A 23,706-nucleotide genomic window follows, 5' to 3' on the forward strand; every position below is an offset into this window, starting at 1 on the left:
CGGGTACGCCGCTGCGATCGCCCCGCTTATTCGTTGGTCAGCGCCAATTGGACACGCCGCTCCACCCAGCCGCCGCCCCCGTGGCCACCAGCTCCACGAGGCGTATCGAGCGCTGCGATACCTCCTCGATGCGACCGTGGTTGTTGCCCAGATAGCTGCCCGTCCTCAATCGATGCACCTCCCCTCCCGGCGACCGGACCAGGGCGTAGGTTTGCCCCCGAATGCTGAGCAGGCCGACCAGCGCCAGGTCTTCCAGGGCATAGGCTTCGAGCGGTTCGCGCGGCCGGTTGTGATCGGGTGCCAGCTCGCCGTTCAGCGCCACCAGGGCCTCCGGCTCGGGCAGCGCCTGTCGGAAGGGGCTACGGCGATTGCCCTCCCGGTACGGCACGGCGTCATAGCGCGGTACCTCGGGAAGCTCGATACGGGCCATGCCGCCGGGATTGCGCCGTATCTCTTCCAGCTGCCGGTCGAGCGCCTCCAGCTCTGGATCGGCGCAGCCCGCCAGCCCGAGGGCCGCAGCGGCGATAACGATGGCCAGACGCCTCATGGAGTGGCCTCCTCGTTCGCCGCGCGGTAGCTATAGGTGCGTGCCAGCATGGAGAGCCTGAGGCGGCCGCCGTCTTCTGCGGGCACAAGGGTGAAATCATGCAGCGTAACGATTCTTGGCAACGCCGCGATTCCGGCGAGGAAGCCGGCGATATGGTGGTAATCCCCTCCACCTGAATATCGAAAGGCCGCTCGATGTAAAAATCCTGTGCAACGGTGCTGCGCAGCCGAATGAAGTCGATGCTCAGGTGCTGGTCCAGCGCAAGCTCGCTGATACTGTCGAGCAGGGCGGGGATCTCGGCTCCCGAGGGCAGCATCGCCATCACTTCGCTCATGCGCGTTTCGATATGCGCCATCTGCTCGAGCATGTCGGGCAGGCGCGCCGCCTGGGCCGCCCGGTTGCGAAAATCGCTCAGCAGCTGCGCCTCCTCGGCCTCGGCCCGTTGCAGCTCTTCAACCTTCGGGCCCACCAGGTACCAGCGCGTCGCAACGAGCAACAGCACGAACACCAGCACGCAGCAGAACATCTGGAGCAGGACCGGCCAGGTGCCCGACTCCTTGAGATCCAGCGATCGCCAGTCCACTTCACGAAGACGCCGGATTTCCGCTTGCAGGTTCATGGCACCTCCTCGCCAGCCGCCACGCTCGGCTCACTCGCCCGAACCAGTTGATTGATCCCGAGGCTGAAGCGACGCCGCGGCCCGCCGTCCGACTCGACCTCAGAAAGCACCGGCTCGGCGAAGGCAGGCGCCGCGGCGAGGCTACGCAACTGCTCGGACACGTGATGGTTGCTTTCCGCCTGCCCCGAGAGGTGCAGCTGGTCGCCCTGGCGGCTCAGCTGGGTATAGTGCACGCCGTCGACCAGACTGACGGCCAGGTCGCGCAATACCAGCACGGTGAGCGAACGCCCCTGCTGCAGGTCGCTAAAGACCTCGATCTGGCGCGACATGCGCTGCTGGATGGATTCGGTCTCACCGATCAGGCGGATATCACCCTCCAGCCGCTGGGTCTGCTCGCGAATGAAGGCGTTGCGCTTCTTCTGGGCATCGAGCCGATCGTCGACGTGGTAGGTCAGACCAAGGCCACCGGCCGCGCCCAGCAGGGCAAAGGCAATGACGGCCAGGTAGAAACGTCGGCTGCGGCGCTCACGCCTGCGCTCCCGCCAGGCCAGCAGGTTGATTTCGATCGTCATGACGGCGCCCTCATGGCCAGGCCACAGGCGGTCAGCATGGCGGGGGCATCGCTGGCCAGCGTCTGGACATCGATTCGCGAGCTGATACGCATGTTCTGGAAGGGATTGGCGATCACCACTTCCATGCCGGTCTCCTGCGCCAGCCGCTCCTTCAGGCCAGGCAGTACGCTGCAACCGCCGCCCAGCAGCATGCGGCGCACCTCCTGCTTGCGCCCGGCGGTATAGTAAAGCTGCAGCGAGCGCCCCACCTGCTGCACCAGGGAGTCGACGAAAGGCCCCAGCACGCTGGTGTGGTAGTCCTCCGGCAACCCGCCGCGCTTCTTGGCCAGCCCCGCCTCCTCCAGCGTGAGGCCATAGCGCACGCGTACCTCCTCGGTCAGCTGGCGCCCGCCGAAAACGGTGTCGCGGCTATAGACGATGCGTCCGCCATGCAGCACATGGAAGGCGTTCATAGTGGCGCCGATATCCACCAGGGCAACACCGTCTTGCGTGCCGCTGGCGTGGGGCAATTGGCGCCGCAGCTCGGTGAAGGCGCGCTCCATGGCAAAGGTCTCGACATCGACCGCCGCAGGAGTCAGGCCGGCTTGGTGCAAGGCGTCGGTCAATTGACTCACATCCTGCTGGCGGCAGGCCACGAGCAGCACGTCCTGCTGGTCGCCATAGCGCGCGTTGAGACCCAGGCGCTGGAAATCGAAGGCCACCTCGCTGAACGGAAAAGGGATGTGCTTGTCTGATTCAAGCTGAATGCGGGCCTCGATCTCCTCGTCGTTGAGCGAGGCGGGCAACGTAAGGGTCTTGGTGATGGCGGCGCTCGCCGGCACCGCTGCCACGGCAAGCCTGGAGGTCGGCTTGGCGCTTTCCACCGCCCGCCGCAAAGCGTCGACCACCTCGCCCATGTCGCGGATTCTGCGCTCGACCACAGCACCTTCGCGCAGCGGCCGTACGGCGTAACTGTCGACCTGGTGCCGCGAGCCGGCCTGCCGAAGCTCGATGAGCTTGACGGTGGCCGAGGTGATATCGACACCTATCAACCCCTTGCGGGAGGGTCTGAGTCGCATTGTGTTGTTGTCCCTGCGTATCCGCTGCGTTTCTATTTGTTATCGTCGCGCCTTAAGCCGTATCCCGCAATATGGCTTAGGTAAATAATATCGCCAGCATGGCCGGCTCACACGAGCGAACAGGAATGCGCAAGAAATGGGAAGCTGCTCGGCTCTGTGCTGGTGACCTGGGGCTCGGCTTCATATAATGGCTTCTTGCCCATGAAGGCCCTTCGCCCCGCCCCTTTTCTGCTTCCACCACGGATACCGCCTTTTCATGAAGTGGATCAAGACCCTGTTTCTTTCGGCCTTTTGGTTGCTGTTGTCGGTACTGACGGCAGGCCTGCTCGGCATTGCCGGGGCCGCACTGTACTTCTCGCCCGGCCTGCCCGACGTACGCCAGCTCCAGGATTTCGAACTGCACACGCCGCTGCGGATCTTTACCCGCGACGGCAAGCTGATCGGCGAGTACGGCGAAGAGCGTCGCATGGCGGTCGACTTCGATGAGATTCCCACCGACTTCATCCAGGCACTGCTAGCCGCGGAGGATGCGGCTTTCTTCGAGCATCGCGGCGTGGACCCTCGCGGGCTAGCGCGTGCGGCGGTAGAGTTGATTTCTAGCGGCGGCGACATCCAGTCGGGCGGCTCCACCATCACCATGCAGGTGGCACGCAACTACCTGCTGACGCTCGACCGGACTTTCACCCGCAAGATCCGCGAGATCCTGCTGGCGCTGCAGATGGAGCGCATCCTGACCAAGGAGGAGATCCTCGAGCTCTACGTCAACAAGATCTTTCTGGGCAACCGCGCCTACGGCATTGCCGCCGCCGCGGAGGTCTACTACAACAAGCCCCTCGACGAACTGACCCTTGCAGAGAAGGCGATGATCGCCGGCCTGCCCAAGGCGCCGTCGTCGTTCAACCCGCTGGCCAATCCCGAGCGCTCGTTGATCCGCCGCAACTGGATCCTCTATCGCATGCGCCATCTCGGCAACATCGATCAGGCGACCTACGAAGCTGCCGTACAGGAGCCGGTCACAGCCCGCCGTCACGTGGCCCAGATCGAGGTCGACGCCGATTACGTGGCGGAGATGGCGCGTCAGTACGCCGTGGAGCGCTTCGGCGAAACGGCTTACACCGGCGGCTATCGCATCCATACCACGGTGGACAGCCAGCTGCAGCCCTATGCGCGGCAAGCGCTGGCGCGCGGCCTGATCGACTACGATACGCGTCACGGCTGGCGCGGCCCGGAAGAGAGCGGCATCCCCTCGAGCCTGGCCGAGGCCCAGGCGCGTACCGAGCGCCGCGGGCTGGAGGAGGAGCTGTCCGAATCGCCCGAAATCATGGAAACCGCCCGTCAAGCCGCCCAGCGCAGCCAGACCGAGATCGCCGGCATCGAAGGCGACGTCAGCAACTGGCTGCGCGTGCTCGAGCGCACGCCGGGCTTTGGGCCGCTGCAGCCGGCCATCGTAGTCGCCAGCGAAGGCCGTGAGATGCGCGTGCTGACCCGTGGCGGCGAAGTCGTCACCCTGGGCTGGGATGGCCTCTCCTGGGCGCGCGCCTATCGCAATCCGCGCGCCCGCGGCCCGAGCCAAGCTCGGCGGCGGAGATTGCCGGGCGCGGCGACCTGGTGCGCATCCTGCAGCGTGAAAACGGCTCCTGGCGGCTTTCCCAGCGCCCCGACGCGGAAGGCTCCATCGTGGTGCTCGAGCCGGACACCGGCGCCATCCTGGCGCTGCAGGGCGGCTTCAGCTTCAATGCCAGCAAGTTCAACCGTGCCGTCCAGGCGCAGCGGCAGTCCGGCTCGATCTTCAAGCCGTTCGTGTTCCTGGCGGCCCTCGACACCGGCCTGATGACCGCATCCAGCGTGGTCAACGACGCGCCGGTGGTGATGCACGACGGCAGCAGCCTGTGGCGCCCCGTCAATTCCAGCGGCGACTTCCTCGGCCCGATGCGGCTTCGCGCGGCGCTGGCGCGCTCGCGCAATCTGGTCACCATTCGCGTGCTGCAGACCCTGGGGCTCGACAACACCATCCGCTATCTAGAAGGCTTCGGCTTCGCCTCAAGCCGCCTGCCGCGCGGCCTGTCGCTGGCCCTGGGCAGCGCCGACCTCACTCCGCTGGAAATGACCAACGCCTATGCGGTGCTGGCCAACGGCGGCTATCAGGTGGCGCCCTGGTTCATCGAACGGGTCACGCGCGGCAGCGACGAGCAGGTCATCGAGGAGGCCCGCCCCGCCGTGGCCTGCCGCGACTGCAGCGACGGCCAAAGCGAAGTCGAGATCGACGGACGCCTGTTCCCCGTCGCACCGCGGGTGGCCGATCCGATCGCCGTCTACATCCTGCGCGATATGCTGCGTGACGTGATCGAGAGCGGCACCGGCCGCTCGGCGCTATCACTGAACCGCAGGGACGTGGTGGGCAAGACGGGCACAACCAACAACCAGCGCGACGGCTGGTTCGCCGGCTACAACAGCGACCTGGTAGTGACCGTCTGGATCGGCAAGGACAACAACGAGTCCATCGCCGAATATGGCGGCGTCGCCGCACTGCCAATCTGGATCGACTTCATGGGCAATGCCCTGAACGGCCGGCCGGAAGCCATGCCGCAAGCGCCCTGGGGCTGGTGCGCGCACGGGTCGACGAGCAGACGGGGCGGCGCCTGGCCGACGGCCAGTCCGGCGGCATCACGGAAATCTTCCATCCCGACTACCTGCCGGAGCTGGAACCCCGGCGCGTCGAACAGGAGATCGAGCAGCGCAGCGGCGCCCAGGGCACCGGCAGCTACGAAGCGATCTTCTGAGGCAGGCCCGCCCCGGCCTTCGCCAGGCCGGGGCGGCGTGCCGCGCGAAAAGCATGTCAGCCAGGCTGCACCGCAGAACGGGACATGCGAGGGATCTTCGGCTCGATTCTCCGGTCAAACCTGAGGGGCAGGATGCCCCCGGCTTCGTCTTGCGACGACGCCTTCGCCTTGCAGCTCAGCGAACCAGGCAAAACAGGATGTTTCGCATGTCACCTCTGCTCCGCTTCCTCTGCACCTTGCTTGGCCTGACCCTGCTGCCAGGCACAGCACTGGGCGCCAGCGTGTTCTACGCACCACCCCCGCCCGACGACGACTCACCGACCTTCAGCGGCGAGGCCGAGCTGGGATACACCCACCTCACCGGCAACACCGACAGCCAGACGCTGATCGGCAAGAGCCGCCTTACTTGGCTGACCGGCGACTGGACGCACACCCTGCGCGGCGAGGTGCGCAACGTCACTCGCGACGGCGACACCAGCGCCGAGCAGTACCTGCTCTCCGGTCGCGAGCGCTTCGACTTCTACGGCCCCCACTATTTGTTCGGCTTCGCCCGCTGGGAGAAGGATCGCTTCAGCGGCTACGACTACCAGCTCGCCGCCATCGGCGGCTATGGCCGCCATGTCATCCAACGCGAGCGACATCGCCTGTCGCTCGAAGCGGGACCGGGGTTTCGCCAGGATCGGGTCGAAAATGAGGAGGACGAGAATCTCGGGGTAATCTATGGCGCGCTCGACTATCACTGGACGCTGTCGCGCTTTGCCAGCCTGCGCCAGGAGCTGTCGGTGGAAGGCACGCAGGAGAACACCACCACCCGCTCGCTCTCGTCGCTGACCGCACGGCTGAACTCCCGCCTTTCGCTGCGGCTCTCCCACGAGGTGCGACACAACTCCGACCCGCCCCAGTCGGCAGAGGAGCGCACCGACCACACGTCGAACGTTACCCTCCTTTATACCTGGTAGGACAATTCTTACCTGCTGGGTCGATGCTAGAGTTGCGAGGTCACTTCCATAGTGGGCAGGGCAATGCGTTCTGCCAACGCAACAGCCGGCCCTTGGGCCGGCTGTTGCGTAGCTGGATGCGTCGTCGGGGCCTCATTGGCCGTAGACGTCGTCCACGGTCTTCAGCGGGTAGTGCGCCGGGTAGGGCCGGCGCGCCACGCCTGAGTCCACCGCCGCCTGCGCCACCGCCGCCGGAATTCGCTCCAGCAGACGTATATCGACCGGGGTGGGGATGATGTACTCAGGACCGAATTCCATGTGCTCACGCTCATAGGCGTCCAGCACCTCCTGCGGCACCGGCTCGCGCGCCAGGTCCTTCAGCGCATGGACCGCCGCCACCTTCATCTCTTCGTTGATGCGCGTGGCACGCACGTCCAGGGCGCCGCGGAAGATGAACGGGAAGCCCAGCACGTTGTTCACCTGATTGGGAAAATCGGAGCGGCCGGTGGCCATGATCACGTCCGGACGCGCCTCGCGCGCCACGTCGGGATGAATCTCCGGGTCAGGGTTGGTGCAGGCGAACACGATGGGGTTCGGCGCCATCTTGCGCATGTGCTCTGCCGTCATCAGGTTGGGCCCGGAGAGCCCGATGAAGACGTCGGCACCGTCGATGGCGTCGTCCAGCGTCCGCTTGTCGGTCTCCACGGCGAACATCGCCTTGTAGGGGTTGAGCCCCTCGCGGCCGGTGTGGATGACGCCACGGCGATCGAGCATCACCAAATTCTCGGCACGCGCGCCGCAGGAGACCAGCAGCTTCATGCAGGCAATGGCCGCCGCGCCGGCACCCAGGCAGACGATCCGCGCCTCTTCCAGGCGCTTGCCGGCGATCTCCAGCGCGTTGAGCATGCCGGCGGCGGTGACGATGGCGGTGCCGTGCTGGTCATCGTGGAACACGGGGATGCTGCACTGCTCGATCAGCGCCTGCTCGATCTCGAAGCACTCCGGCGCCTTGATGTCCTCGAGGTTGATGCCGCCCCAGGTGTCGGCAATGCGCGCCACGGTGTCGATGAAGGCCTGCGGACTCTCCGCATTGACCTCGACGTCCACCGAGTTGATTCCGGCGAAGCACTTGAACAGTACGCCCTTGCCTTCCATGACCGGCTTGCTGGCCAGCGGGCCCAGGTTGCCGAGCCCCAGGATGGCCGTGCCGTCGGAAATGACCGCCACCAGGTTGCCCTTGCCGGTGTAGCGGTAGGCATTCTCCGGGTCACGAGCGATCTCACGCACCGGTTCGGCGACGCCCGGACTGTAGGCCAGGGCGAGATCACGAGCGGTTGCCGTCGGCTTGGTCAGCTCCACGGAAAGCTTCCCGGGGATGGGCTTGGCGTGATAGTCCAGCGCGGCCTGCTTCTTGGCGTCTGTCATGCTGTGATCCGGTATCCATACTGAGAAGAAAAGAAGAAGCCCCACAATATAGAAAAAGCTTCCATATCTCAAGATTGACAACATCGAGCCTTTTGAACGCTCGTTCGCGAACATTACCCACTATTTGCTGCTACTTATACTTATAGGCCCATGCATAACGCTTTGCTTATCGTTCTCCTGAGAGTCAAGCGCGACGCATCGACGCAGCGCCATCCAGGGCGCAGCAAGCGCCGCACGACACGGCAGCGCGCAAAAAAGTCGACGCAAAAAAGTCGGCGCAAAAAGACACCCGCCTGTCGGCGGGTGTCCTTGGCTACCGCTTTCGTCTCGGCAAGGCGCGACGAGTTTCAGCCACGCTTCATGGCGGCACCGAAACGCTTGTTGAAGCGCTCGACGCGGCCACCGGTGGACGCCTGCTTCTGCTTGCCGGTGTAGAACGGGTGGCACTGGGAGCAAACATCCAGTGACAGGTCGTGACCGACGGTGGAGCCGATCTCGAAGGACGCGCCGCAGGAACAGGTCACGGCGACCTTCTTGTAATCCGGGTGAATACCTTGTTTCATCTTGAGCCTCAATTAGCGCTGTATGCCGCCACCTGATCCTGTGCCAGGCACCGCATACGGGTTGTCTGCTTCACGAACGTTGACATGTAACCGGTTCAGCCGCCGACCCTACTGCGGCACGACGGCCGCATAGTATACCAGAGCCGACGCCGGAGGCCAATTGCCCGCTCCCCACGCCACGCCGCCCCTGCATTTTACGGGTCGCGCTGCCCACGCCGCTGCGGCGCCTTTTCGACTATCTGCCATGCCCCGATCCACCAGCGGAAGGCTGGCGACCGGGCTGCGCGTGCGCGTTCCCTTCGGCCGGCGCCTGGCGGTGGGGGTCGTGGTGGCCTGCGCGCAGCAGAGCGAGCTGCCCCTGGCCCGGCTCAGGCCGATCGACGCCTGTCTCGATGAAGCCCCGCTGCCCGAGGACTGGCAGTGGCTGTGCCACTTCGCCGCGCGCTATTACCAGCACTCCTGGGCGACACTTTCCACCAGGCAATGCCGGTGCTGCTGCGCCAGGGCGCGCCCTTGCCGGTCGCGTACGTGAACAGTGGCGCGCCAGCGCCGCAGCCGGCTCGCCCGCGCCCCAGCCAGCCGATATGCCCGAAGTACTGAAGCGCGCGCCGCGCCAGGCGGCGCTGCTGGCCATACTGCGCCAGCACCCCCACGGCCTCGCCACTCAGGCCGTGCTGGCCCAGGGGTTCGGCCGCGAGCAGCTCAAGGCCTTGGTCGTCAAGGGGCTGGTAGAGCGACACGAGACACCGCTGGCCGCTCCGCGCCCGCCCCCAGCCGGTCGCGTGCTGGCCGAACCCGCGCTGCCGCTGAATGCCGAGCAGGCCGCCGCCCTGGCCACCGTGCATGCCCGGCTCGAGGCGTTTCACCCCTGCCTGCTGCATGGCGTCACCGGCAGCGGCAAGACCGAGGTCTACCTGCAGCTGATCGAAGCCGTGGTCAGCCGTGGTCGCCAGGCCCTGCTGCTGGTGCCCGAAATCGGCCTGACCCCTCAGACCCTGGCGCGCTTTCGGCGCCGCTTCCTGGTGCCGGTGGTGGCCCTGCATTCGGCACTGACCGACAACGAGCGGCTCGATGCCTGGGAGGCGGCGGCCAGCGGATGCGCCGCCATTGTTATCGGCACCCGTTCGGCGATCTTCACACCGCTGCTGCGGCCTGGCGCGCTGATCATCGACGAGGAGCACGACACCTCCTTCAAGCAGCAGGACGGGCTGCGCTACCATGCCCGCGATCTGGCCGTGGTGCGCGCCCGGCAGCATGACATTCCCCTGCTGCTGGGCAGCGCCACGCCGTCGCTGGAAAGTTTGCACCGGGCGCGCCGCGGTGACTATCGCCTGCTGCGATTGACGCAGCGCGCCACGCGCCACGCGCCGGCGCGCCTGGAGCTGCTCGACATGCGCAGCCGCCCGCGCCAGGGCGGACTCATTCCACCAGCCATCGAGGCGATTCGTGAGACTCTCGCCGCCGGGCACCAGGTGCTGGTGTTCATCAATCGCCGTGGCTTCGCCCCGACCCTCTCCTGCCACGCCTGCGGCTGGCTGGCCGACTGCGACCGCTGCGATGCGCGCATGACCCTGCATCGCCAGCCGCCGATGCTAGCCTGCCACCACTGCGACCGACGCCAAGCCGTGCCCGCCGCTTGCCCCGCTTGCGGCAGCGCCGACCTGCGTCCGCTGGGCAGCGGCACCGAGCGCACCGAGGAGACCCTGGCCGCGCTGTTTCCCAAGGTACCGGTGCACCGCATCGACCGCGACAGCACGCGTCGCCGCGACGCGCTCGAAACCACTCTCAGCCAGGTACGACGCGGCGAGCCCTGCCTGCTGGTCGGCACCCAGATGCTGGCCAAGGGTCATCACCTGCCCAATGTCACCCTGGTGGTGGTGGTCAACGCCGACGCCGGGCTCTATGCCAGCGACTTTCGCGCCCTGGAGCACAGCGCCCAGCTGCTGGTGCAGGTCGCCGGCCGCGCCGGCCGCGCCGCCCACCCGGGGCGCGTGCTGGTCCAGACCCAGCATCCCGACGACCCGCACCTGCGCCTGCTCGCCAGCCAAGGCTACGACGCGCTGGCCGAGCAGCTGCTGGCCGAGCGCCAGGCCGCCGGCCTGCCACCCTTCCGTTTTCTCGCCCTGCTACGGGTGGAAAGCCCCCAGGAGGAGACCGCAGCCGTCCTGCTCAGGGAGATCGCCGCCCGCCTGCGCCCCTGGCTGGCCGAACGCGGCCTGCCCGTGGACTGCCTCGGCCCGGTGCCGGCCCCCATGGAGCGGCGCCAAGGGCGCTACCACCTTCAGCTGATGCTGACCGCAGCGCGGCGCAGCCCACTGCATGAAGCCTGCGCCCAGCTCACTGCCTGGCTGGAGGAGAGCGCGGAAGCGCGTCGGGTGCGCTGGTCGCTGGACGTCGACCCACAGACGCTGAGCTGAGTCCGGCCTTTAAAGCCGCGCCACAATTGCCGATAATGGCCCATCATGCCCAACCGGGCGAGTTCCCGCCTGCGACCGTCCGCGCGTCGCACGGCGTTCCCATCCGCTGCGGGCCCGGTATCACAGGACGTACATAGCTTCATGAAAGAGACGATCATCTCCCTGCTCGAGCGCGCCCTTGAGACCCTCAAGCAGCAGGGCACCCTGCCTGCCGACCTCGCTCCCGTGATCAAGGTCGATCCCACCAAGGACAAGGCCCACGGCGACTACGCCAGCAACCTGGCACTGATGCTGGCCAAGCCGGCCGGCAAGCCGCCGCGCGAACTGGCCGAGGCGCTGATCGCCGCGCTGCCGCAAAGCGACGCTGTGGAGAAGGTCGCCATCGCCGGTCCCGGCTTCGTCAACTTCTTCGCCGCCACCGACGCCGCCGCGCAAATCGTGCGCCATGTGCTCGATGCCGGCGACACCTTCGGCCGCAGCCTGGCCGGGCGCGGCCAGAAGGTGCAGGTCGAGTTCGTCTCGGCCAACCCCACCGGGCCGTTGCACGTGGGCCACGGCCGCGGCGCAGCCATCGGCGACTGCATCAGCCGGCTACTCGAAGCCACCGGCTACGACGTCACCCGCGAGTTCTACTACAACGACGCCGGCGCCCAGATCGCCAACCTGGCGCTCTCGGTGCAGGCTCGCGCCAAGGGGCTGACGCCCGACGACGCCGGCTGGCCCGCCGACGGCTACCGCGGCGACTACATTACCGAGGTGGCCAACGACTACCTGGCCGGCGAGACGGTGCATGCCGACGACCGCCACGTCATCGCCAAGGCCGACCCGAACGACCTCGACGCCATCCGCGACTTCGCCGTGGCCTGGCTGCGCCGCGAGCAGGATCTCGACCTCAAGGCCTTCGGCGTCGCCTTCGACGTCTACTTCCTCGAGTCCTCGCTCTACCGCGAGGGCAAGGTCGAAGAGGCGGTCGAACGCCTGATCGGCAATGGCCACACCTACGAGCAGGACGGCGCCCTGTGGCTGCGCACCACCGCCTTCGGCGACGACAAGGACCGGGTGATGCGCAAGTCCGACGGCAGCTACACCTACTTCCTGCCCGACGTGGCCTACCACCTGAACAAGTGGCAGCGCGGCTTCTCCACGGTGATCAACGAACAGGGCGCCGATCACCACTCCACCGTGACCCGGGTGCGCGCCGGCCTGCAGGCGCTGGAGGCCGGCATCCCCCAGGGCTGGCCCGACTACGTGCTGCACCAGATGGTGATGGTGACCCGCTCCGGGGTGGAGGTGAAACTCTCCAAACGTGCCGGCAGCTACGTCACCGTGCGTGACCTGATCGACGAGGTGGGTCGCGACGCCACCCGTTTCTTCCTCGCCGCGCGCCGCGCCGACTCGCAGCTCACCTTCGACATCGACCTGGCCCGCTCGCAGTCCAACGACAACCCGGTCTACTACGTGCAGTACGCCCATGCCCGGGTGTGCAGCATGCTGCGCAAGGCCGAGGCCCAGGGGCTCGGCTTCGACCACGACCTGGCCATGGTCAGCCTGGGCCGGCTGGAAGAGGACCAGGAAAAGGCCGTCATGAATCGCCTGGCGCGCTTCCCCGAGGTGATCGACCACGCCGCCCGCTGCCGTGAGCCGCAGCAGGTCGCCCAGTACCTGCTCGACCTCGCCGCCGAGTTCCACTCCTGCTACAACGCGGTCAAGGTCATGGTCGATGACGACGAGCTGCGCAACGCCCGCCTGGCCCTGGGACTGGCCACGCGCCAGGTGCTGCGCAACGGCCTCGACCTGATGGGCGTCAGCGCCCCGGAGGAGATGTAAGCCATGGCCACCCGACGCACGCCAAGGAAGCGCGGCGCCACCTCCAGCCGCAGGAGTGCCTCCAGCCAGCGCCGGGGTTCCAGCTGCCAGGCTGGGTATGGGGGTCGCAGGCGTGATCGCCGGCTTCCTGCTGGCACAGCACCAGCACGGCACCGCGCCTTGGCAGGAAGGCCATGATTCGCCCCTCGCTCGCTTCATGCCGCGCACGCCGGTCGAATCGCCGGCACCGGCGCCCGAACGCAGCGAGCCGCGCATGCCGACCTTCGAGTTCTACACTCTGCTGCCCGAAGAGGTGGTAGCGCCGCAGGACATCGCCTCCACCGCCTCACCACCCACCGTCAACGTGCCGCCGCCGCTGGATGCCAACGCCGTCACCCAGGCGGCCCCGGCCGACGATCCCATCGCCCAGGTGATCGCCGCCAACCTGCGCGATGAGGTGAACGCCACCCCAGCAAGCGAGGCCGCCGCCCCGGCAGGCACGCGCTACATGCTGCAGGCAGCCTCCTTCCGCCAGCCCCAGGACGCCGAGCAGCTGCGTCAGCGCCTGCGCAACCTGAGCCTGGTGGCCCAGGTGAGCCAGGTGCAGTCGGCCGACGGCCAAACCTGGCACCGCGTGATGGTTGGCCCCTACGACGACACTCGCGAGCTGAATCGCGCCGAGGACCTGATGGTGACGCAAGGCATCACCCCGCTGCGTCATCGCGCCACCAACTGAGCCTGGCTTCGCACTTGAAGGCCGAGCTTGAATTCCCCGGTGCTCGCCCGCACTTCCCCTGAATGCTCGTTTACGGCCTCCGGCAACGCCAGAGGCCGAAAGTCACCGGGAGCCCCAGGCTCCCCGTTTCGGAGTCATCTCCATGACCACGATCGTTTCCGTACGCCGCGGTGACCAGGTGGCCCTGGCCGGCGACGGCCAGGTATCGCTGGGCAATACCGTGATGAAGGGCAACGCCAGCAAAGTGCGGCGGCTCTATCGCGGCCAGGTGCTGGCCGGCTTCGCCGGCGGCACCGCCGACGCCTTCACCCTGTTCGAGCGCTTCGAGGCGCAGTTGGAAAAGTACCAGGGCAATCTGGTCAAGGCCGCCGTGGAGCTGGCCAAGGACTGGCGCACCGACCGCGCCCTGCGCCGCCTCGAGGCGCTGCTGGCCGTGGCCGACAAGAACGCCTCGCTGATCATCACCGGCAACGGCGACGTGGTGGAGCCGGAGCGCGGCATCATCGCCATCGGCTCGGGCGGCAACTACGCCCTGGCCGCGGCCCGAGCGCTGCTGGAGAACACCGACCTCTCGGCCCAGGAGATCACCGAGAAGTCACTGGCGATCGCCGGCGACATCTGCGTGTTCACCAACCACCACGTCACCCTCGAAACGCTGTGAAGGCCGCCACCATGTCCCAGATGACACCCCGCGAGATCGTCCACGCCCTGGATCAGTACATCGTCGGCCAGCAGGACGCCAAGCGCGCTGTGGCCATCGCCCTGCGCAACCGCTGGCGTCGCATGCAGCTCGACGATGAGCTGCGCCCCGAGGTCACGCCCAAGAACATCCTCATGATCGGCCCCACCGGGGTGGGCAAGACCGAAATCGCCCGGCGCCTGGCCAAGCTCGCCCGCGCCCTGTTCATCAAGGTCGAGGCGACCAAGTTCACCGAGGTGGGCTATGTTGGCCGCGACGTGGAGTCGATCGTCCGCGACCTCACCGAAGCCGCCATCAAGCTGGTGCGCGAGCAGGCCAAGGACGAGGTGCGCCACCGCGCCGAGGACGCCGCCGAGGATCGCATCCTCGACGCCCTGCTGCCGCCGCCCCGCGGCCAGGAAGAGAGCGCCCGCAGCGACAGCTCGACGCGCCAGATCTTCCGCAAGAAGCTGCGCGAGGGCGATCTCGACGACAAGGAGATCGACATCGAGATCACTCCCCAGGGCCCGGGCATCGACATCATGACCCCGCCGGGCATGGAGGAGATGACCAGCCAGCTGCAGAGCCTGTTCTCCAACATGGGCCGTCACAAGACCGAGACCCGCCGGGTCAAGGTCAAGGATGCCTTCGCCCTGCTGCGCGACGAGGAAGCCGCCAAGCTGGTCAACGAGGAGGAGATCAAGCACCGCGCCATCGACGCCGTGGAGCAGAACGGCATCGTCTTTCTCGACGAGATCGACAAGGTGGCCAAGGGCAGCGGCCAGTCCAGCGGCGGCGAGGTGTCCCGCGAGGGCGTGCAGCGCGACCTGCTGCCGCTGATCGAGGGCTCCACCGTCTCGACCAAGTACGGCATGGTCAAGACCGACCATATCCTGTTCATCGCCTCCGGCGCCTTCCACCTGTCGCGCCCCTCCGACCTGATCCCCGAGCTGCAGGGCCGCCTGCCGATCCGGGTCGAGCTCGAGGCGCTCACCCCCGACGACTTCAAGCGCATCCTCACCGAGCCCTCTGCCGCCCTGACCAAGCAGTACAAGGCGCTGCTGGCCACCGAGGGGCTTGAGATCGAGTTCACCGAGGACGGCATCGAGCGCATCGCCGAGATCGCCTGGAAGGTCAACGAGGGCACCGAGAACATCGGCGCACGGCGCCTGCATACGGTGATGGAACGGCTGCTCGAGGAAGCCTCGTTCAAGGGCGGCGATTTCGGCAGCCCGCTGTCGATCGATGCCGCCTATGTCGACTCCCAGCTCGGCGAACTGGCCATGGACGAGGATCTGTCGCGGTATATCCTTTGATACGAGCGTCGTAGTACTGCTCGGTTCGCCAGTGTCGCAGCAGCGAGGCCTACATGAGCGCAGCGCCGGGGACAGGTCGTAGCGGAGGTCATTCGCCAGGGATGGCGAATGTAGCGCCCAGGGATGGGTTCACAGCGCCTCCGCGAAGCGCCTGTCGCCGGACAGCTGCGCTTCACCAACGCAAGCGGAGTCCTGAATGACTGCCCCCACCCCCAGCAAGATCCATTACCACAAGAAGGACCGCGAGCTCGAACTCACCTACGCCGACGGCGAGAGCCACCGCCTGCCGGTGGAGTACCTGCGGGTCTACTCGCCCTCCGCCGAGGTGCGCGGCCACCATCCCAGTCAGGCGGTGCTGCAGGTGGGCAAGAAGGACGTCGGCCTCAAGGACATCGAGCCGGTGGGCCGCTACGCGGTCAAGCTCGCCTTCGACGACGGCCACGACAGCGGCATCTACAGCTGGGAGTACCTTTTCGAGCTGGCCACCCGTCACGAAGCCTACTGGGCCGACTATCTGGCCCGCCTGGAGAAGGCCGGGGCCAGCCGCGAACCGCTGGGCATCGAGATCAAGCAGCTCTAGTGGCTCCAGTAACCCAGCAGGTCAAAGACAAGGCAGCCGAGGGAAGGCTACAATGTCGCCCATCATGAGGCCGAGCCCTCACCTTTCCGCAGCGATTCGGGAGCCTTTTTCGCATGAGCCCTCACTCCACCCCCGGGGACCAGCGCACCACTCACTTCGGCTACCAGGAAGTGCCGATCGAGGAGAAGGCCTCGCGCGTGGCCGACGTCTTCCACTCCGTGGCGGCGCGCTACGACGTCATGAACGACCTCATGTCGCTGGGGATCCACCGCCTGTGGAAGCGCCTCACCATCGAACGCTCAGGCGTGCGACCCGGCCACAGCGTGCTCGACATCGCCGGCGGAACGGGTGACCTGACACTCAAGTTCTCGCGCATGGTCGGCCCCCGCGGCCGAGTGGTGCTGGCGGACATCAACGAATCCATGCTGCGCGTGGGCCGCGACAAGCTGCTCGACAACGGCGTCGGCGGCAACGTCGAATACGTGCAGGCCAACGCCGAGTGCCTGCCCTTCCCCGACAACAGCTTCGACTGCATCACCATCGCCTTCGGCCTGCGCAACGTCACCGACAAGGACGCCGCGCTGCGCTCCATGGCCCGGGTGCTCAAGCCCGGCGGCCGCCTGCTGGTGCTCGAATTCTCCAAGCCCTCCAATCCGCTGCTGACCCGCGCCTACGACGAGTACTCCTTCCGCCTGCTACCCTTCATGGGCCAGGTGGTGGCGGGCGATTCCGACAGCTACCGCTACCTGGCCGAGTCGATTCGCATGCACCCGGACCAGGAGACGCTCAAGGCAATGATGGAAACCGCCGGCCTCGAGCGGGTCGAGTACACCAATCTCACCGGGGGCATCGTCGCCCTGCACCGCGGCATCAAGCTCTGAGGGCGCAATGACGTTGACCCCGACCCTGCTGCTGGCCGGCATCGAGCGTACCGTCAACGCCGTGCTCGCCCGCGACCCCGCGTCACCCTCTCGTCTCTCGCGGCTGACCGGGCAACGCCTGCTGCTGCGCCTGGAGCGCCCGTCGCTGACGCTGCTGATGGGATTTCACGCCCAGGGTGTCGACCTGATGCGTCAGGAAGAGGGGCACGAGAGCGAGGCCGATGCGGTCATCGAACTGGACGCCGAGACGCTCGGCGAACTGCTCGGCGGCGAACCCATGGAGCGGCTGATGTTCCAGGGCAAGCTGGCCATGCGCGGTCGCGTCCACCTGCTGGAAGAGGCTCGCGACCTGTTCCTCGACCTCGACCTCGACTGGGAAGCGGAGCTGGCGCGCTGGGTGGGCGACGTACCCGCCCACAGCCTGGCCGAGGGGCTGCGGCGCCTGGCCCGCTGGGGCCTGCGCGCCCACGAAGAGATGCGCGCCGACATCGCCGAGTACGTGTTCGAGGAGGCCCGGCTGCTGCCCGGCCGCCAGCAGTTCGACAACCTGCGTGACCATCTCACCGAGCTGGAAGTGGCCGCCGACCGCCTGGAAGCCCGCCTGAACCGCCTGCGGCGCCGGCTGGAAAACGAGGCCGCTACATGATGGGGCTGCGCCTGCTGCGGATCATCTGGGTGGTCACGCGCTACCGGCTCGATACTCTGCTGCCGCTGCAGCGCATGCCCCTGTGGCTGCGGCTGGTATTCCTGCTCTCGCCGCTGCGCGTGGTGCCAATAGGCCGGCGCAGCGACGGCGAGCGGCTGCGGCTGGCGCTGGAGTCGCTCGGCCCGGTGTTCGTCAAATTCGGCCAGCTGCTCTCCACCCGCCGCGATCTGCTGCCCGAAGAGATCGCCGACGAGCTCCGGCGCCTGCAGGACCAGGTACCGCCCTTCCCCGGTGCCGAGGCCCAGGCGCTGGTGGAGGCCGAGCTACGCATGCCGCTGGACATCGCGTTCGCCCACTTCGACGCCGAGCCGCTGGCCTCGGCCTCCATCGCCCAGGTGCATGCCGCCCGCCTGCACAGCGGCGAGGACGTGGTGGTCAAGATTATCCGCCCGGCCATCGACCGGGTCATGCGCCAGGACATGGCGCTGATGTACCGCGTGGCCGGCCTGCTGTCGCTGATTCCCGAGGCGCGCCGCCTGCGTCCGGTGGAGGTGGTGCGCGACTACGAGGCGACCCTGTTCGACGAACTCGACCTGCGCAAGGAGGCCGCCAACACCTCCCAGCTCAAGCGCAACTTCGGCGCTTCCCCGCTGCTCTACGTTCCGACCATCCACTGGTCGCACACCCGCAAGCGGGTCTTGGTGCAGGAGCGAATCCACGGCATTCCGGTGGCCGACATCGCGGCGCTCAAGGCCCAGGGCACCGACCTCAAGCGGCTCGCCGAGCGCGGCGTGGAGATCTTCTTCACCCAGGTGTTCCGCGACAATTTCTTCCACGCCGACATGCACCCGGGCAACATCTTCGTGTCCCGCGAGAACCCCGGCGACCCGCAGTACATCGCCATCGACTGCGGCATCGTCGGCAGCCTGACCCGCGAGGATCAGGACTACCTGGCGCGCAATCTGCTGGCTTTCTTCCACCAGGACTACTATCAGGTGGCCGCGCTGCACATCGAGTCGGGTTGGGTCGGCGAGAACACCCGCGCCAACGAGTTTGCCGCCGCCATCCGCACGGTATGCGAGCCGATCCTGGAGAAGCCGCTCAAAGACATCTCCTTCGGCCAGGTGCTGCTGGGACTGTTCCAGACCGCCCGGCGCTTCAACATGGAGGTGCAGCCGCAGCTGGTGCTACTGCAGAAGACCCTGCTCAACATCGAGGGTCTGGGACGCCAGCTCCATCCCGACCTCGACCTGTGGACCACCGCCAAGCCCTACCTCGAGCGCTGGATGCAGGAGCGCGCCGGCGCCACGGGCCTGTGGGAGTCGCTCAAGCGCCAGGCGCCGGAACTCTCGCGCCAGCTGCCGGAGCTGCCCTCGGTGGCGCATCAGGCGCTGACCCGGCTCGAGCACGAGCATCGCCAGCGCCAGCGCCAGTCGCTGGCGCTGCGAGGCATCCACCAGCAGCTGACGCAGGACCGCCGCCGCGGCCGACGTGTGCGCCTCGGGCTGCTGCTGGGCGGCCTCGCCCTGGCCTGGCAGCCGCTCACCGCCTGGGCCGCCCAGCAGCCCTTGCCGATCCTCGCCGCCGCCATCGTGGCACTGCTGCTGCTGGCCTGGCAGTGATCTTGATCCACCGCAATCAGGAGTTCATTTATGCGTGATATTCTCGGCGAACTCTTCGAGGTTCTGCAGCAGCGCCGCAGCGCCGCCCCCGAGGACTCCTACGTGGCGGCCCTGCACCACAAGGGGCTGAATAAGATACTCGAGAAGGTTGGCGAAGAGGCCACGGAGACCCTGCTGGCGGCCAAGGACGCCGAGCACGGCGACGCCGCCCAGCGCCAGGCGCTGGTCGCCGAAACCGCCGACCTGTGGTTTCATAGCCTGGTGATGCTATCGCATCTTGGGCTCGACCAGCAGGATGTGCTCGACGAGCTGGCCCGTCGCTTCGGCATCTCGGGGCACGATGAGAAGGCCGCGAGGTCAAACTGACCATGTCTTCCGGATCAGCCGGAAACGCGATTCAATGAGGAACCCCCATGTTAGGTGGCATCAGTATCTGGCAACTGCTGATCGTACTCGGCATCATCATTCTGGTCTTCGGCACCAAGAAGCTGCGCAACGTCGGCTCCGACCTGGGAGGAGCGGTGAAGGGCTTCAAGCAGGCCGTCAACGAGGACGACAAGGACAAGCCCCAGGCCAAGGTGACCCACGAGGAGCAGCCCAACACCTACGACGTGCGGGCGGAAGAGAAGGCCAGGGAAACGATTCAGGACCGGGAAGAGCGCAAATAAGCCGCCATGTTCGATATTGGTTTCCTGGAACTCCTCATCCTCGGGATCGTCGGCCTGCTGGTTCTCGGCCCGGAGCGCCTGCCCAAGGCCGCCCGGACCCTGGGCCTGTGGGTCGGCAAGATCAAGCGCACCGTATCGAGCATGCAGCGCGAGATCAATGCGCAGCTCGAGACGGAAGAGCTTCGCCAGAAGCTCAAGGAGCAGCAGGCCAAGCTCGACGAGAGCCTGGAACGGGCCAAGCGAGACGTGGAAAGTATCGCCAAGCCGTACACCACGTCGACCCCGCGCCGAGGCGACCACGACTCGTCCCCCGGCGACAAGGGAGGAGCGGCGGATGCGCCGCCCCGCTCGGCATCGGCGCGCCTGGACGACGCCCTGGCCGGGGTGCGCAAGCCCGTAGACCCCGCCCCGCCCCCGGCCGGGCAGAGCACCGATGGCAGCGCTTCTGACGGCAACGCTCCCACCGGTAACGCTCCCAACGACAAGGACGCCGCTTCCCGATGAGCGACTCCGACGACAAGCAGGAACTTGGCCAGGCTCCCCTGATCGAGCACCTCATCGAACTTCGCTCGCGACTGCTACGCGCGGTGGTAGCGATCTTCGTGATCTTTCTCGGTCTGTACCCCTTCGCCAACGAGATCTACACCTTCGTGGCCCAGCCGCTGATGGCGCTGCTGCCCGAGGGTTCGCAGATGATCGCCACCGAAGTGGCCTCGCCGTTTCTGGCTCCCTTCAAGCTGACCCTGGTGGTGGCGGTATTCGTCGCCATCCCCTACGTGCTGCACCAGGCGTGGGCCTTCGTCGCCCCCGGCCTCTACGACAACGAGAAGGCCCTGGCGCTGCCGCTGCTGGCGTCCAGCATCGGGCTGTTCTACGCCGGCGCCGCTTTCGCCTATTACGTGGTGTTCCCGCTGCTGTTCCAGTTCTTCACCCAGACCGGGCCGGAGAACGTGGCGGTGATGACCGATATCAATCAGTACCTGAACTTTGTTCTCAAGCTATTCTTCGCCTTCGGCGTGGCCTTCGAGATCCCCATTGCCACTTTCCTGCTGATCGCCTCGGGCGCCACCACGGTGGAGAGCCTGTCGCGCAAGCGGCCCTATATCCTGCTCGGCTGCTTCGTGGTCGGCATGCTGCTCACACCGCCCGATGTGATCTCGCAGAGCCTGCTGGCAATTCCCATGTACCTGCTCTACGAAGTGGGCATCCTGTTCGGCAGGCTGGTACGCCACCGCCGCCGCCAGGCGGCGGAAGCCGAGGCCGGAGAGGTGAGCAAGCGCAAGGAGTCGTGACGGCGACCCGTCGACCCTGACGAAGCCGCTTTTGCAATCAGCGCCCTAGACGCTACGGCCCGCCCCTAAGGGCGGGCCGTGACCGTTTTCGGCGGGGTCTCCTGGCACCGTCTCGCCGGTTCAGCGATCCATCAGCTCGTCGATGCGATCCACCAGCTTGAAGATCCCGGTAGCGGCCTCGCTGATGCGTGTGGCCAGCATGTAGGCGGGCGTGGTCACCACCCGATTCTCGAAGTCCACGACGATGTCCTCCACGCCGCAGCTGCGATGCAGCCCGCCCATGTTACTGATGGCGCCGGCCACGCCGGATCGTGGCCGATGGTCACGGCGATGCCCGGCCCCAGCAGTTTCGGCACCAGGGCCGGACTGATGCACATCAGGCCGATCGGCTTGCGCGCCGCGTGGAACGGCGCCACCGCATCGACCAGGCCCTCCAGCAGCTCCATGTCGCTGCCCGTCTCGGCAAAATTCGACAGGTTCTTGGCCGCGCCGAAGCCACCCGGCAGGATCACCGCATCGTACTGCTCAGCGTCAAGCTCCTGCAGCGGCGAGATCTCGCCGCGTGCCAGGCGCGCCGACTCCACCAGCACATTGCGCGGCTCACCCTCGGACACCTCGCCGCTCTGATGATCGATCACATGGCGCTGCATGACATCCGGCGCAAAGCAGCGATAGCCGATGCCCAGTTGGTCCAACCGCAGCAGGGTCAGGGTGGTCTCGTAGATTTCCGAGCCATCCTGCACACCGCAGCCCGACAGGATGACTGCCACCTGTTTGCTCATGCCTTTCTCCTTGTAATACGGCTCCCCGCGAGAGGGTGCTAGCTGAATCCGAAGCCCACACTTTAGAGAGTCGCGCACAGGGCGACAAGGATCAGCTTTCTGCCCGCATCGTCGCTGATATACTTTGCGGATACGCCTTGAGCGACCCTGGACTGTCATCGTTTCCGGGCACACTGCCGCCACTGGATGCCCAGGCGAACGTGGCCCACCGCAGGAGTAGAGCATCTTGAGCTTCATGACCACGCGCCAGTTCCCTGCCACGCGGATGCGCCGCATGCGCCGCGACGACTTCTCACGCCGCCTGATGCGCGAATCGACCCTGACCGCCGCCGACCTGATCTGGCCGGTGTTCGTGCTCGACGGCGAGCAGCGTCGCGAGGCCATTCCCTCGATGCCTGGCGTCGAGCGCCTGTCGCTGGACCTGCTGATCGAGGAGGCCCACGAGGCGCACCGGCTCGGCATTCCCGCCCTGGCCCTGTTCCCGGTGGTGGATCAGGGACTCAAGAGCGAGCTGGCCGAGGAGTCCTACAACGCCAACGGCCTGGTGCAGCGCAGCGTGCGGGCCCTGAAGGAGGCGGTGCCTGAGCTCGGCATCATGACCGACGTGGCGCTCGACCCCTATACCATCCACGGCCAGGACGGCATCATCGACGACAGCGGCTACGTGCTCAACGACCGCACGGTGGAGACGCTGCTCAAGCAGGCGCTGTCCCACGCCGAGGCCGGCGCCGACGTCGTCGCGCCCTCCGACATGATGGACGGTCGCATCGGCGAGATCCGCCAGGTGCTCGAGCAGGAACACCTGCACAACGTGCGCATCATGGCCTACAGCGCCAAGTACGCCTCGCGCTACTACGGCCCCTTCCGCGACGCGGTGGGCTCGGCCGCCAACCTGGGCAAGGCGGACAAGCGCACCTACCAGATGGACCCGGCCAACAGCGACGAGGCCCTGCACGAGGTGGCCCTGGACCTGGCCGAAGGCGCCGACATGGTGATGGTGAAGCCGGGGATGCCCTACCTCGACGTGGTACGTCGCATCAAGGATGAGCTCAAGGTGCCGACCTATGCCTACCAGGTGAGCGGCGAGTACGCCATGCACATGGCCGCCTTCGACAACGGCTGGCTCGACGCCGACGAGGTGATGCTGGAGTCGCTGGTGTGCTTCAAGCGCGCCGGCGCCGACGGCATCCTGACCTACTTTGCCAAGCGGGCGGCGACGCTGCTGGCACGTTGACGGCAGGCCCGGCCGCACGCCGGGCTCCCTTCAGCTCTTGCGGAAGGCGGAAAGGTCATTGGGATCGAAGCCTTCCACCCGCTCGGGCAGCCCGCGCTCCTCACGCAGCTGGCGAATCCTGGCACGCTCGCCGAGCAGCTCGGCGTCGTCGTCGAGCGTGCGTCCGTTGAGTTCGGCCAATTGGGCCATGCCCTGGTGATAGAAGGTCATCAGGTGCAGGGCCACGCCGTTACCCTGCTCCATTTCGCGCCGCAGGGTCGACAGGTAACCGCTGACCCGGGAAAGATGGTGCTTGAGCTGCCACACGTAGCGCATCTCGGTCATCCAGGGACGCTCGCGCAGCACGGCGAAGGTCAGGCTGGTCACCACCAGGCCAAGCAGGACCCCGAGGGCGTTGAGCCATAGGCTGGAGCCGAAGGTCGCCACCAGCAGCTGGGAAAATACCAGGCCGAAGACAAGGAGCTGGCCGGCCATGGCCAGGCTGATGAGTCGTGCCTTGCGGCGATAGGTTTCCGGGTCGTGATGCTCGAAGGTGAAGGACATGA

General features: G+C 66.8%; 20 protein-coding genes and 4 pseudogenes. 16 read left to right on the forward strand and 8 right to left on the reverse strand.

Translation table 11 applies throughout. The features are described 5' to 3' along the window. Positions 1-37: 37 nt before the first annotated feature. The 4 genes and pseudogenes from ACUDAL_RS13665 to pilM all read right to left on the reverse strand — a co-directional run bounded on the left by ACUDAL_RS13665 (position 38) and on the right by pilM (position 2,796). On the reverse strand, positions 38-547 hold the full coding sequence (locus ACUDAL_RS13665; protein WP_444678503.1) for a pilus assembly protein PilP: 510 nt from the start codon (positions 545-547) through the stop codon (positions 38-40). Continuing rightward, positions 544-1,166 (reverse strand): annotated as a pseudogene (locus ACUDAL_RS13670) (type 4a pilus biogenesis protein PilO). Before ACUDAL_RS13670 ends, ACUDAL_RS13665 begins: the two are co-directional and overlap by 4 nt. Next, on the reverse strand, positions 1,163-1,738 hold the full coding sequence (locus ACUDAL_RS13675; RefSeq protein ID WP_444678504.1) for a PilN domain-containing protein: 576 nt from the start codon (positions 1,736-1,738) through the stop codon (positions 1,163-1,165). The pseudogene ACUDAL_RS13670 and the gene ACUDAL_RS13675 overlap by 4 nt, the downstream one beginning before the upstream one ends. Then, positions 1,735-2,796: a type IV pilus assembly protein PilM gene (gene pilM, locus ACUDAL_RS13680; protein ID WP_444678505.1), complete on the reverse strand. Its 1,062-nt coding sequence runs from the start codon at positions 2,794-2,796 to the stop codon at positions 1,735-1,737. The genes ACUDAL_RS13675 and pilM overlap by 4 nt, the downstream gene beginning before the upstream one ends. A 256-nt stretch (positions 2,797-3,052) precedes the next feature. Between pilM and ACUDAL_RS13685 the strand changes: the two are divergent. Both ACUDAL_RS13685 and ACUDAL_RS13690 read left to right on the forward strand, forming a co-directional pair. Further along, positions 3,053-5,576: pseudogene (locus ACUDAL_RS13685) on the forward strand (penicillin-binding protein 1A). Positions 5,577-5,782: 206 nt separating this feature from the next. Beyond that, positions 5,783-6,535, forward strand: a complete 753-nt coding sequence (locus ACUDAL_RS13690) for a DUF481 domain-containing protein (protein ID WP_444678506.1) — start codon at positions 5,783-5,785, stop codon at positions 6,533-6,535. A 132-nt stretch (positions 6,536-6,667) separates the two neighbouring features. Here the strand turns inward: ACUDAL_RS13690 and ACUDAL_RS13695 are convergent, their stop codons facing one another. Continuing rightward, positions 6,668-7,939, reverse strand: a complete 1,272-nt coding sequence (locus ACUDAL_RS13695) for a malic enzyme-like NAD(P)-binding protein (protein WP_444678507.1) — start codon at positions 7,937-7,939, stop codon at positions 6,668-6,670. 347 nt (positions 7,940-8,286) lie between these two features. Next, positions 8,287-8,502 carry a 50S ribosomal protein L31 gene (gene rpmE, locus ACUDAL_RS13700; protein ID WP_444678508.1) on the reverse strand — a complete coding sequence of 72 codons (216 nt, stop codon included), beginning with the start codon at positions 8,500-8,502 and terminating at the stop codon, positions 8,287-8,289. 191 nt (positions 8,503-8,693) lie between these two features. Between rpmE and ACUDAL_RS13705 the strand changes: the two are divergent. From ACUDAL_RS13705 to tatC, 13 genes and pseudogenes are all read left to right on the forward strand, one after another. Next, positions 8,694-10,919: pseudogene (locus ACUDAL_RS13705) on the forward strand (primosomal protein N'). Between the two features lie 141 nt (positions 10,920-11,060). Continuing rightward, positions 11,061-12,746: an arginine--tRNA ligase gene (argS, locus tag ACUDAL_RS13710; protein WP_444678509.1), complete on the forward strand. Its 1,686-nt coding sequence runs from the start codon at positions 11,061-11,063 to the stop codon at positions 12,744-12,746. A gap of 97 nt (positions 12,747-12,843) precedes the next feature. After that, on the forward strand, positions 12,844-13,461 hold the full coding sequence (locus ACUDAL_RS13715; protein WP_444678510.1) for an SPOR domain-containing protein: 618 nt from the start codon (positions 12,844-12,846) through the stop codon (positions 13,459-13,461). A gap of 142 nt (positions 13,462-13,603) precedes the next feature. Next, complete coding sequence (gene hslV, locus ACUDAL_RS13720; RefSeq protein WP_444678511.1) at positions 13,604-14,122, forward strand: ATP-dependent protease subunit HslV; 519 nt, start codon at positions 13,604-13,606, stop codon at positions 14,120-14,122. Between the two features lie 11 nt (positions 14,123-14,133). Beyond that, a complete protein-coding gene (gene hslU, locus ACUDAL_RS13725; RefSeq protein WP_444678512.1) occupies positions 14,134-15,456 on the forward strand; it encodes an ATP-dependent protease ATPase subunit HslU in 1,323 nt (440 codons plus the stop codon). A 196-nt stretch (positions 15,457-15,652) separates the two neighbouring features. Continuing rightward, positions 15,653-16,036 carry a gamma-butyrobetaine hydroxylase-like domain-containing protein gene (locus ACUDAL_RS13730; protein WP_444678513.1) on the forward strand — a complete coding sequence of 128 codons (384 nt, stop codon included), beginning with the start codon at positions 15,653-15,655 and terminating at the stop codon, positions 16,034-16,036. Between the two features lie 113 nt (positions 16,037-16,149). After that, entirely contained in the window at positions 16,150-16,917 is a 768-nt protein-coding gene (gene ubiE / locus ACUDAL_RS13735) for a bifunctional demethylmenaquinone methyltransferase/2-methoxy-6-polyprenyl-1,4-benzoquinol methylase UbiE (protein ID WP_444678514.1), read from the forward strand. A gap of 7 nt (positions 16,918-16,924) precedes the next feature. Then, entirely contained in the window at positions 16,925-17,563 is a 639-nt protein-coding gene (locus ACUDAL_RS13740; protein WP_444678515.1) for a ubiquinone biosynthesis accessory factor UbiJ, read from the forward strand. After that, complete coding sequence (ubiB, locus tag ACUDAL_RS13745) at positions 17,563-19,185, forward strand: ubiquinone biosynthesis regulatory protein kinase UbiB (protein ID WP_444679382.1); 1,623 nt, start codon at positions 17,563-17,565, stop codon at positions 19,183-19,185. The genes ACUDAL_RS13740 and ubiB overlap by 1 nt, the downstream gene beginning before the upstream one ends. 30 nt (positions 19,186-19,215) lie before the next feature. After that, complete coding sequence (locus tag ACUDAL_RS13750) at positions 19,216-19,551, forward strand: phosphoribosyl-ATP diphosphatase (protein WP_444678516.1); 336 nt, start codon at positions 19,216-19,218, stop codon at positions 19,549-19,551. A gap of 47 nt (positions 19,552-19,598) precedes the next feature. Further along, the gene (tatA, locus tag ACUDAL_RS13755; protein ID WP_444678517.1) at positions 19,599-19,853 is read left to right on the forward strand and encodes a Sec-independent protein translocase subunit TatA; all 255 of its coding nucleotides are present in this window, start codon (positions 19,599-19,601) and stop codon (positions 19,851-19,853) included. 6 nt (positions 19,854-19,859) lie between these two features. Next, positions 19,860-20,357 carry a Sec-independent protein translocase protein TatB gene (gene tatB / locus ACUDAL_RS13760; protein ID WP_444678518.1) on the forward strand — a complete coding sequence of 166 codons (498 nt, stop codon included), beginning with the start codon at positions 19,860-19,862 and terminating at the stop codon, positions 20,355-20,357. Further along, a complete protein-coding gene (gene tatC, locus ACUDAL_RS13765) occupies positions 20,354-21,145 on the forward strand; it encodes a twin-arginine translocase subunit TatC (protein WP_444678519.1) in 792 nt (263 codons plus the stop codon). Before tatB ends, tatC begins: the two co-directional genes overlap by 4 nt. Before the next feature lie 120 nt (positions 21,146-21,265). On the opposite strand, the pseudogene elbB reads toward tatC, so the two are convergent. Beyond that, positions 21,266-21,927: pseudogene (gene elbB / locus ACUDAL_RS13770) on the reverse strand (isoprenoid biosynthesis glyoxalase ElbB). A gap of 235 nt (positions 21,928-22,162) precedes the next feature. On the opposite strand from elbB, the gene hemB reads away from it, so the two are divergent. Then, a complete protein-coding gene (hemB, locus tag ACUDAL_RS13775) occupies positions 22,163-23,161 on the forward strand; it encodes a porphobilinogen synthase (protein WP_444679383.1) in 999 nt (332 codons plus the stop codon). Positions 23,162-23,191: 30 nt separating this feature from the next. Here hemB and ACUDAL_RS13780 read toward each other — a convergent pair whose 3' ends face one another. Continuing rightward, positions 23,192-23,704, reverse strand: a complete 513-nt coding sequence (locus tag ACUDAL_RS13780) for a DUF3087 family protein (protein WP_444678520.1) — start codon at positions 23,702-23,704, stop codon at positions 23,192-23,194. Positions 23,705-23,706 lie beyond the last annotated feature (2 nt).

The organism is Halomonas sp. E19 (assembly GCF_052439355.1).
Lineage (GTDB): Bacteria > Pseudomonadota > Gammaproteobacteria > Pseudomonadales > Halomonadaceae > Halomonas.

Bases quoted from the DNA above. Each gene is read 5' to 3' on its own strand.
- ACUDAL_RS13665 (WP_444678503.1), bottom strand. From the start codon at position 547: ATGAGGCGTCTGGCCATCGTTATCGCCGCTGCGGCCCTCGGGCTGGCG.
- ACUDAL_RS13675 (WP_444678504.1), bottom strand. From the start codon at position 1,738: ATGACGATCGAAATCAACCTGCTGGCCTGGCGGGAGCGCAGGCGTGAG.
- pilM (WP_444678505.1), bottom strand. From the start codon at position 2,796: ATGCGACTCAGACCCTCCCGCAAGGGGTTGATAGGTGTCGATATCACC.
- ACUDAL_RS13690 (WP_444678506.1), top strand. From the start codon at position 5,783: ATGTCACCTCTGCTCCGCTTCCTCTGCACCTTGCTTGGCCTGACCCTG.
- ACUDAL_RS13695 (WP_444678507.1), bottom strand. From the start codon at position 7,939: ATGACAGACGCCAAGAAGCAGGCCGCGCTGGACTATCACGCCAAGCCC.
- rpmE (WP_444678508.1), bottom strand. From the start codon at position 8,502: ATGAAACAAGGTATTCACCCGGATTACAAGAAGGTCGCCGTGACCTGT.
- argS (WP_444678509.1), top strand. From the start codon at position 11,061: ATGAAAGAGACGATCATCTCCCTGCTCGAGCGCGCCCTTGAGACCCTC.
- ACUDAL_RS13715 (WP_444678510.1), top strand. From the start codon at position 12,844: ATGGGGGTCGCAGGCGTGATCGCCGGCTTCCTGCTGGCACAGCACCAG.
- hslV (WP_444678511.1), top strand. From the start codon at position 13,604: ATGACCACGATCGTTTCCGTACGCCGCGGTGACCAGGTGGCCCTGGCC.
- hslU (WP_444678512.1), top strand. From the start codon at position 14,134: ATGTCCCAGATGACACCCCGCGAGATCGTCCACGCCCTGGATCAGTAC.
- ACUDAL_RS13730 (WP_444678513.1), top strand. From the start codon at position 15,653: ATGACTGCCCCCACCCCCAGCAAGATCCATTACCACAAGAAGGACCGC.
- ubiE (WP_444678514.1), top strand. From the start codon at position 16,150: ATGAGCCCTCACTCCACCCCCGGGGACCAGCGCACCACTCACTTCGGC.
- ACUDAL_RS13740 (WP_444678515.1), top strand. From the start codon at position 16,925: ATGACGTTGACCCCGACCCTGCTGCTGGCCGGCATCGAGCGTACCGTC.
- ubiB (WP_444679382.1), top strand. From the start codon at position 17,563: ATGGGGCTGCGCCTGCTGCGGATCATCTGGGTGGTCACGCGCTACCGG.
- ACUDAL_RS13750 (WP_444678516.1), top strand. From the start codon at position 19,216: ATGCGTGATATTCTCGGCGAACTCTTCGAGGTTCTGCAGCAGCGCCGC.
- tatA (WP_444678517.1), top strand. From the start codon at position 19,599: ATGTTAGGTGGCATCAGTATCTGGCAACTGCTGATCGTACTCGGCATC.
- tatB (WP_444678518.1), top strand. From the start codon at position 19,860: ATGTTCGATATTGGTTTCCTGGAACTCCTCATCCTCGGGATCGTCGGC.
- tatC (WP_444678519.1), top strand. From the start codon at position 20,354: ATGAGCGACTCCGACGACAAGCAGGAACTTGGCCAGGCTCCCCTGATC.
- hemB (WP_444679383.1), top strand. From the start codon at position 22,163: ATGACCACGCGCCAGTTCCCTGCCACGCGGATGCGCCGCATGCGCCGC.
- ACUDAL_RS13780 (WP_444678520.1), bottom strand. From the start codon at position 23,704: ATGTCCTTCACCTTCGAGCATCACGACCCGGAAACCTATCGCCGCAAG.